Origin of the sequence: Streptomyces sp. NPDC052016 (assembly GCF_044548445.1) — a bacterium.
Classification (GTDB): domain Bacteria; phylum Actinomycetota; class Actinomycetes; order Streptomycetales; family Streptomycetaceae; genus Streptomyces.
The window spans coordinates 162,675-171,320 of record NZ_JBIUBX010000022.1 but is presented as its reverse complement, the minus strand read 5'-3'; the positions used below and the strand labels follow the sequence as shown (position 1 = coordinate 171,320).

Genomic DNA, 8,646 nt, shown 5'->3' with positions numbered 1-8,646 from the left:
GTCGTGGTCGGCGTCAACCGCTTCCAGCTCGACGAGGAGGAGCCGTACCAGCCGCTGCGCGTCGACCCGGCCATCGAGACCCAGCAGGCGGAGCGCATCGCCAAGCTCCGCGCATGGCGCGACCAGGAAAGGGTGGACAGGTCCATCGCCAGGCTCAGAGAGGCGGCCAAGGGAACCGACAACGTCCTGTATCCGATGAAGGAGGCCTTGGCCGCCTACGCCACCGTCGGAGAGGTCTGCGGCGCGTTGCGCGAGGTCTGGGGCACGTACGTCCCGGACAGCGCCTTCTGAGTCGGTGACGGACGGTGGGGAGTCCGTCAGGGCCAGACCCCCGAGAAGTCGATGCGCTGAGCCCACTCCGGGTGGTCTATCAGGGGGTTGCGGTTCCCCTGTATCTCGGCGATGGCCGCGTTGCGGTGCAGCTCGTACTCGGTCACGGCCTCGTTCCTGTGCCAGTCCAGGAGGACGGGCAGCCGTTCCTCGGGGAACTCCCTCGCCTCGTCGCCGACGACCTTGGGGTACCGCAGCAGGAAGTACAGGGTGGCCCTGGCGACGGCCCCCCTGCTGTGCTCGGGTTCGAACCCCGTCTTCTCGCGCATGCCGCAGTCGTCCCGTACGGCCTCGTCGAAACCGGGGAAGTCCGTGTACGGGATGTTGCCGCGGTAGCTGTTGCACCCCGTTTCGCACGCGAACAGATGGTGCAGGTCACCCCGCATGGGCTCCCGCTTGGCGAACCACGACTGGGGGACCACGTGCTCGCAGTTGAAGGGGAGCGACGCCTCCAGCACGTCCAGTTCCGCGGCGAGTTCGGCCGGGCCCGCCGTGCCCTCGCGCGTCAGGAACTCCCGCATGCCCCTGAGCCGGGCCGCCTCGGCGGCGGTGTCGGCGCGGATGAGTTCCTCGGCGGTGAAGGTCTTGCCGGAGTAGACGCTGCGCAGGAGACGGTCGGGGTGAAGGTCGACCCACGGGTAGACCAGCCGCGAGGGCTGGTAGGAGGGGCGGCTCTCGTGGCTCTCCTCCAGCAGGTCGGTCAGTGCGCGGCGCAGGGAGTCGCCGTCCGCCCGGTCGTCGATGCGCGCGTAGTAGGCGTCTCGTGCCTCCCGGTCCGCGTCGCGGTCGTAGTAGACGCGCCCTTCGGCGAGTTGAACGTTGCGCAGGGCCGCGTGCAGATCCTGTTCGGCGGCGTCGCCGACGGTGACGGAGCCGCCGTCCATCTGCCCCGCTGCGGTGAGCGGTGGGGGAGGGGCGGCGACCGTTCCGATCGAGGGCAGGCCCACCGCGGAGCGACCGGGGGCCGGCTCCTGGTGGGGCGGCAGATCGAAGTCGATGGTGATGCGCAGCGGCACGGTGAGGCCCACGGCGCCGGCGGAGGCCGACTGTGCCGCACCGTTCGAAGCGATCCCGTCGGCTGCCGGCCTCCCCGCCGATGCCGTCCGCGGTGCGCCCTCGCCCGGTCGTGGAGTGCCCGCCGATGCGAACAGTTCGTCCCGCAGCCGGGCCGCGGTCCCGGTCAGGGTGAGCCGGCTCAGTCTGTGCAGCACGCGGCTGATGCGCACTCCCTCGTTGGCCTTCCACGCCAGCCGGTGCTCGCCCATCCCCGGCCGCCAGACGGTGCCGTCGACGGCGAGGGGACGTCCCTCGCTGTCGGTCTTCGGCACGGCCGAGTGGTGCAGGGCGACGACTTCCCACTGGTCGTTGAACACCGGTGACCCCGAAGATCCGGGCGCGGTGTCGGTCACGTAGTGCACGAACTCGTCCAGCAGGTCCACGATCTGGTTCTCGCGCAGCGCGAGCTGTTTGGGTTCGCCGTTGGGGTGCTGGATGATGTTGACGAATTCCCCGAGAATGGCCTTCCCCTGCGCGCCGTCCAAGGGGAGCCAGTCGAAATCGGTGAGCCGCGCGCCCTGCCGACTGCGGTCGGCGACAGCGACCACGCTGAAATCCAGGTCACGGTCGGTCGCGAAGAACCTCTGGGGCTCGAGTGCGAAGATCACCGGGACGAGCGGCAGCCCGTCGAGCCCAGCCTGGAAATTGAATTCGATGACGGCGCGGCCCGCTTCCTCAGGGCTCCGCAGCACGTGGTTGTTGGTCATGAGAAGGGACGGGGAGACCATGAAGCCGGTGCCGTGGTGCCCGCCCGCCGCTGATCTGACGGTCACCCGGCCGATCGACCGCGCGGCCAGATGACCCCCCTCCAGGAACGCCACGCCGGTGAGGTCGTTGCGTCCCATCAGGCGTTCCAGGCCGAGCACGTCGGCGCCGAACGTTTCCGGAGGCAGCGGGAGAGTGCTCCCCGCCGACGCGGCGGGCTGCGTCGGTATGCGTTCGATCGACCGGGCGAGCGACCAGTCGGCGTTCAGCCGCGCCAGCCGCTTCCTGACCCGATCGGGCTCGTCGGCGTACAGCACGCCTCGGCTCTCGATGGTGCGGCGGGTCTCCTGGCGCTGTGCGGTGCGGCTCTCGAAGCGCGCCCCGGCTTTCTCCAGTTGCGTCAGATAGTCTGTTTCCGCTTCGGAAACGTGTTCTGTGGTGATCATGGACGTCTCCGTGGTTGTCGCGCTTTTCCCTCCGTTCCATTGTGTGCACCGCTTCCATGATTTCTCCTCGTGACCTTGCCTTTCCGGGCAATGGTCGCCGATTCAAATGTCCTGTCGTCAATCAGGCCTGACGGTCGGGTCCCTTTCGAGGAGAAAGCAGAAGGCCCGCTGAGGAGCGGTCCGTGCGGCAGGCCGCGCAGGGTCTCCGGCTCTTCGGCGCGCGCCGCTTTGCCGCATCCTTCCTTCGGGCGACCCAAGCCAGCAATCGGCCCAGCCGAGTGCGATGGCCACGGCCCAGCTGGCTAGGGCTTGGAGGTGACCATCACCTCCAGGAGCACCGCATGAGCCTTGATTCCCCTGACGCGATCGCGACGGAGATCCGGCCGACGGCCGCCCCACAGACAGCTCCCCGGTCCGAGCGGACCGGCAGCTGCGTACTCCCCGATCCTCCGGACGACCAGGAGAAGTACTCCTACGTCAGGCGTCACCTCTGGGTACTCACGGCCGCCTCGATCATCAGCATGACCTGCCTCCTCTGCAGCCAGTTCAGACTCCTCCAGTCCTCGCCGTGGCTGCTCGCCCTGCTGCCGTGCCTGGGCTTCACCCTCCTCTACTACGTCACCTCACTGCGGGTGAACGCGTTCACCGCCGACTTCGATGTGAAAGCCCACCGCCAACTGGTCGAGGACTGGCGTCCGCAGACGTACCCGACGGTCGCCGTCTTCCTGCCGGTCTGCGGTGAGCCCGTCGACGTCCTCGAGAACACCTGGGCGCACGTGCGCCGGCTCGCCGACCGCTACCCCGGCAAGGCCACCCCGTACGTACTCGACGACTCCGCCGACCCGGAGCTCGCCGCCATGGCCGACAGATTCGGCTTCGTCTACGGCAGCCGGCCCAACCGGGGCTGGTTCAAGAAGGCCGGCAACCTCCACTACGGCTTGGGCATCTCCGACGAGCAGTACATCCTCATCCTCGACGCCGACTTCGCCCCCCGGGCGGACCTGCTGGAGGAACTGCTGCCGTACCTGGAGCGTGACCCGGACCTCGGCATCGTCCAGTCACCGCAGTACTTCCGCGTGCGGGACCGGCAGACGTGGATCGAGCGCGGGGCGGGTTCCGTCCAGGAGCTGTTCTACCGGGCCGTCCAGGTCTCCCGTCAGCTCCACGGGGGCGCCATCTGCGTGGGGAGCTGCGCCGTCTACCGGCGGACGGCGCTCGAGGCCAACGGCGGCACCACGCTGATCGAGCACTCGGAGGACGTGCACACGGGCTTCGACCTGAAGCGTCTGGGCTGGTCCCTGCGCTATGTGCCGATCCCCCTCGCCACCGGAAACTGCCCCGACAACGTGACCGCCTTCTACCACCAGCAGTATCGCTGGTGTTCGGGTTCCATGAGCCTGCTGGGGAGCAAGAAGTTCTGGGAGACGAAGCTCCGGCTCACCACCCGGCTCTGCTACATCTCCGGGTTCTTCTACTACCTGCACACGGCACTCTTCACCTTCGTGGCGCCGCTGATCCCGATCACCCTGCTGGTGGCCATGCCGCACATGCTCAAGGTCGAGTACATGCTGCTGGTCCTGCCCAGCGTCGTCTACACGGTGCTGATCTTCCCGTGGTGGCACAGATGCCGCTATCGGCTGGAGGCATGGGCCGCGCGCCTGATGTACGGGTGGGCCCACCTGTTCGCCATCTGGGACATCGTGCGCGGCAGACGCCAGTCCTGGCGCCCCACCGGCTCGGCGACGGCACGACGGAAGGGGAACAGACGCTTCTGGATCGGCATCTGGCTCTGGAGCGGCGGTACGGCTCTGACCTGGGTGGGTGCCGCGATCTGGCGGGCGCTCACCATGTACCCGCCGGACTTCGCCCTGGTGCTGGCCACCGGTCTGTTCTACTCCGTGATCGTCGGACGGGTCGTCATCCCGCCCCGGAGCACCGCCGAGGAGCCCACTCCGGCCCTGGCGCGGAAGCCCCGGATGGAGCCCGTGGAGAGTCTCGGGAGTCTGTGAGTCGGCGAGAGGTCCTCGGAGCCCGGTGGAAGACAGGGCTCCGAGGACCTCTCGCTGCCGTTCGGCAGCCACTCGACCGTGTCAGCCGAGGTCCACCTCGAGCACCTTGTCCGCGTTCCTGCCGGCCTTGTCCGTCGTGACCCACAGTTTGTTCTCGCCCGGCACCTTCTCGGCGAGGCGCAACCTGCCGTAGGTGTTGACGAAGTGGGCGACGGGGGCGCCGGCGGTGGTGCGGGTGACCGGGATGCGCCACAGCCGCTGGCCGCGCAGCGCGGCGATGTACAGGGCGCCGTCGGCGTAGGCGAGGCCGCTCGGCACACCCTCCTCGGGACGCCACTGGTACACGGGGTCGGTCATGCCGGCGACGGAGCAGGCGCCTTCGCAGGTGGGCCAGCCGTAGTTCCTCCCCGGCCGGATGAGGTTGACCTCGTCCCACGCCTTCTCGCCGATCTCGGTCTCCCACAGGCGGCCCTGTGCGTCCCAGGCGAGGCCCTGGGGGTTACGGTGACCCATGGAATAGACGAGAGTGCCGAACGGGTTGCCCGGTGCCGGCTTGCCGTCCGGGGTCATCCGCAGGATCTTGCCGTTGAGGGAGTTCCTGTCCTGCGCGTCGCTGGGAGTCCAGGCGTCACCGGTGGTGGCGTACAGGTAGCCGTCCGGACCGAACTTGATACGACCGCCGTTCTTCCCGCCCTTCTTGATGCCGGAGACGAGCGTCTTGTAGCCGCTGAGTTTGGAGCCGTCGTAGGTCATCCGCGCGATCCGGTTGCCCTCCGCGGTCGCGTGGTAGACGTAGACGAAGTGGTCGCGGCTCCAGTCGGGCGAGACGACGATGCTGCGCAGACCGCTCTCGGGCATGCTGTTGACGGTGTGCGGCACGGTCCCGACCTCGGTCCTGACTCCGGACCGGGTGAGCCTGAAGATCTTGAACGAGTCGCGTTCGTTGATCAGCGCGGAACCGTCGGGCAACCAGCTCAGCCCCCAGGGAATGTTCCATCCCGACGAGACGGTCCTGACGCCTGAGGGGCCCCCGGCGGCAGAACCGGACGGGGCCGGCGCCGCGCTGCCGGTCGCCGCCTGCGGGAACAGCAGTCCGGCTGCGACGGCGACGGCGGCCACGGCACGGACCGCGACCCTCCGGCGGGGTTCGACGGTGAACACAGGTGCATCCTCCTGGGGGCGACTGACGAGGGACGTACGCTTCAGGAGCGGTCGGGTGCTCAACCCCTGATCCGCTCCCGGACCCAGACACCGGAGGGCTTGAGGACCCTGGTGCCGGCGAACTTGCCGGCCTTGCAGGCGCCCTGCTTGAAGACCGAGAGATCGCGGTAGCTGTCGGAGTAGCTCCACTTGGTCCAGCTGATCTTCTTCCGCGCCATCAGATCGACCCATTCCTGCGCCTTGGCGAAGTCGTTGCCCATGCCCGCCCAGGACGCGGTGCCCCACTCCGTGACGAACACCGGGAGCTTGGCCGAGGCGCGCTCCAGGGCCGACCTGAACGGCTTCCCCGCCACCGACGCGTAGAAGTGGAACGTGTACATGATGTTGGTGGCGCGTACGGGGTTCGCGACGACATCCCGCTCGTCGGTGTGCAGAGCGACACCGAACGTGGCCCAGGCCGGCGTGGGGACGAGGATCACGCTGTCGGGATCGCGGGAGCGGATCACCGGGATGACCCTCTCCGCGTAGCGCTTGATGGTCGCCCACGGCACGTGGTGCGGTTCGTTGGCGATCTCGTAGATCACATTGCTCTTGCCCTTGTGGCGTTCGGCGACGTCCTTGAAGAACTTCAGCGCGTTGGTGAGGTCCTCGTGCGGATCACCCGGGTGGATCGTGTGCCAGTCGACGATGACGTACATGCCCCGGGCGGTCGCCATGTCGACGAGACGGTTCGTCAGGTCGGTGAACTTCTTCGGATCCGACGAGTAGCCGCCCTCGCGCGCGTACGTCGAGACGCGCAGGACGCCCGCCTTCCAGTCGTAGGCGAGGGCGTCCAGCGCGGGCCCGGTCAGGCAGTGCGGGTACCACTGCGTGCCGTGCGTGCTCATGCCCCGCAACTGGATCGGCTTGCCGGACGCGGAGCACAGGTAGGTGCCGCAGACGCGGACCTTGCCGTACGCCTGGACCGGAGTCACGGCCTTGGCCGCCGGCCGGTTCTCCTCTCCGTGCGCCGCGGTCGCGGACAGCAGGCTGAGCGTCGCCGCCAGAGTCAGCGAACTTCGCATGACCCAGCGGCCGCGGGAAATCAGTGAGCGCACCTCTGCCTCCGGTTCTCGAGATAGTGCTGCAGAGCACATTTGACGAAAAGGAGGCCATAACGGAGGCAGCGCCAACGCGCTTCGTCCGAGGGGCGGGGAATTTCACCCCCTTGGGGCACGATCACCCGACGGAGGTCCGACGAGCGGGCGAAATCCGCGGTGCGCGCCGCCGGCGCACCGCCGTCGCTCTTTCCGCGCCGCCATGTCCGGACGCGGTCCGCCCGCGGCGCGTCCATGTCCGGGCCGCGCTGCCTGTGCCTTCGTGGACGAGCCTGAAGTGCCCGCCGGGCGGCCATGAGGCGCGTGGCGGTCCTCGCACGGGAGCCCTCTCCGGCGCGGTGTCGGTCAGGGACCGTTGCCCGCTGCGGACAGGCCCAAGGTTCTCTCAAGAAGTTGCCCAGAGACGGACGGCAGACTTCCGGCCGGGGCGCCTGGGTGGAGTTGCCATCTCCCGAGGCGCGGCCATCACCGTGACGGACAGCATCACGAGGGGGAACAGTGCGCGCAGCGGGAACCTTGGCCACGGACGGGACTGAGGGCGTCACGGGCGCCGGAACGCCGACGGCCCGCCGGGGTTCCTCACCGGCCGCGCAGGCCCACGCAGGAACCCTCGACGGCCTGTTCACCATGATGGCCCGGCACCGGGAGAACACGGTCGCCGTTCAGGAGGAGGGCCGCAGCGTCACCTACGGAGCCGCTGAGAAGCGCGCCGCCCAACTGGCCACCGCCCTCCTGCGGGCCGACGTCCAGCTCGGTGATCCGGTGCTGGTGCACTGCACCGACCATGTGCAGTTCCTCGTGGCCCAGCTGGCCGTCCTGAAGCTCGGGGCGGTGTGCGTGCCCGTGCCGCGCGACGCGCGCCGGGCGGCGCTGGAGCGCTGTGCCGAGGTGAGCGGCGCCTCCCTGGTCCTGTGCAGCACCGCCCTGCGGGCGCGGTGGGATCTGCCGGCGCTGGTGCTGGACGACCCTCAGGTGTGGTCGCGGATCTCGCCGCGGCGCCCGGAGGCGTCACTGCCCCACTCCAGCCGCACCGACGCGGCGCACCTTCTCGTCGAGGATGCCGGTGGGACGGGCCACCTGGTCGATCACCGGGCGTGGACGTTCTCCCTGGCCGACCGCAACCGCCGGGCCGGCCGCCCGAACCGCGGAGTGGTGGTCTGCCAGGAACCCGGCGCCGCTCAGGCGTTGTCCGGCGCGTGGTGGGCGTTCAGCGCGGGCGCGACCCTGTGCTCCCGGCGCCTGGGCCCGGGTGCCGCCGCGACGCCGGCAGCGGCGGGGGCGACCCCGGCCGCCTTCCGGCCCATGGACCACGCGACCACGGCCGTCCTCCGGCCCGCGGACTACGCGAGCGCGCTCGGCGGAGCCGTACCCGGAGCCCCGACCCGGCTTCGCACGGTCCTGCTCGTCGGCGAGCCCTGTCCGAACGACCTCGTCCGGCGGCACTTCGAGGTGATGCCCCGGACACGTCTGCTGGCCGAGTTCGCCCCGCTCGACGGCGCGATGCCGTGGGCGGCCGTCGACTGCTCGGCCCACGGCGTCACCTCGCCCTCGCCCTGCGTCGTCGGTGACGCGGTGCCGCGCGTGCGCATCACGATCCGCGACGCCAAGGGACGCACGCTCGAGGACGGCCGCATCGGCGCGATCTGGGCGTCCGGCACCGCACTGCCCTTCGACCGCCTCCACACGCGCGGTCGGCCGGGAGGGGACGTGCCCGCCACGGGGTCGCTCGCGGAGTCGAACTACCTCGGCCGCTGGAACAAGGCCGGTGCTCTCGAGATCACGGGGCGAGTGACTCACCCCTGTCCGTCTCCCCGGTGACAGGCGGTGATCGCTCCCGCCCGC

General features: G+C 69.6%; 6 protein-coding genes. 3 read left to right on the top strand and 3 right to left on the bottom strand.

Annotated features, from left to right (window positions below; genetic code table 11):
• Positions 1-291: methylmalonyl-CoA mutase family protein (locus ACIHAR_RS26605; RefSeq protein ID WP_400022284.1), on the top strand; the 291-nt coding region annotated here is incomplete at its 5' end.
• 26 nt (positions 292-317) lie between these two features.
• Here ACIHAR_RS26605 and ACIHAR_RS26600 read toward each other — a convergent pair.
• A complete protein-coding gene (locus ACIHAR_RS26600) occupies positions 318-2,537 on the bottom strand; it encodes an endonuclease (protein WP_400022283.1) in 2,220 nt (739 codons plus the stop codon).
• A gap of 341 nt (positions 2,538-2,878) precedes the next feature.
• Between ACIHAR_RS26600 and ACIHAR_RS26595 the strand changes: the two genes are divergently transcribed.
• A complete protein-coding gene (locus ACIHAR_RS26595) occupies positions 2,879-4,546 on the top strand; it encodes a glycosyltransferase family 2 protein (protein ID WP_400022282.1) in 1,668 nt (555 codons plus the stop codon).
• Positions 4,547-4,627: 81 nt separating this feature from the next.
• Here ACIHAR_RS26595 and ACIHAR_RS26590 read toward each other — a convergent pair whose 3' ends face one another.
• On the bottom strand, positions 4,628-5,707 hold the full coding sequence (locus tag ACIHAR_RS26590) for a PQQ-dependent sugar dehydrogenase (RefSeq protein ID WP_400022281.1): 1,080 nt from the start codon (positions 5,705-5,707) through the stop codon (positions 4,628-4,630).
• Between the two features lie 59 nt (positions 5,708-5,766).
• Positions 5,767-6,804, bottom strand: coding sequence for a glycoside hydrolase family 5 protein (locus ACIHAR_RS26585; RefSeq protein WP_400022280.1), 1,038 nt, complete (start codon positions 6,802-6,804; stop codon positions 5,767-5,769).
• 498 nt (positions 6,805-7,302) lie between these two features.
• On the opposite strand from ACIHAR_RS26585, the gene ACIHAR_RS26580 reads away from it, so the two are divergent.
• The gene (locus ACIHAR_RS26580) at positions 7,303-8,622 is read left to right on the top strand and encodes an AMP-binding protein (protein WP_400022279.1); all 1,320 of its coding nucleotides are present in this window, start codon (positions 7,303-7,305) and stop codon (positions 8,620-8,622) included.
• Positions 8,623-8,646: the final 24 nt, after the last annotated feature.

Coding starts and splice junctions, on each gene's coding strand:
- ACIHAR_RS26600 (WP_400022283.1), bottom strand. CDS start 2,537: ATGATCACCACAGAACACGTTTCCGAAGCGGAAACAGACTATCTGACG.
- ACIHAR_RS26595 (WP_400022282.1), top strand. CDS start 2,879: ATGAGCCTTGATTCCCCTGACGCGATCGCGACGGAGATCCGGCCGACG.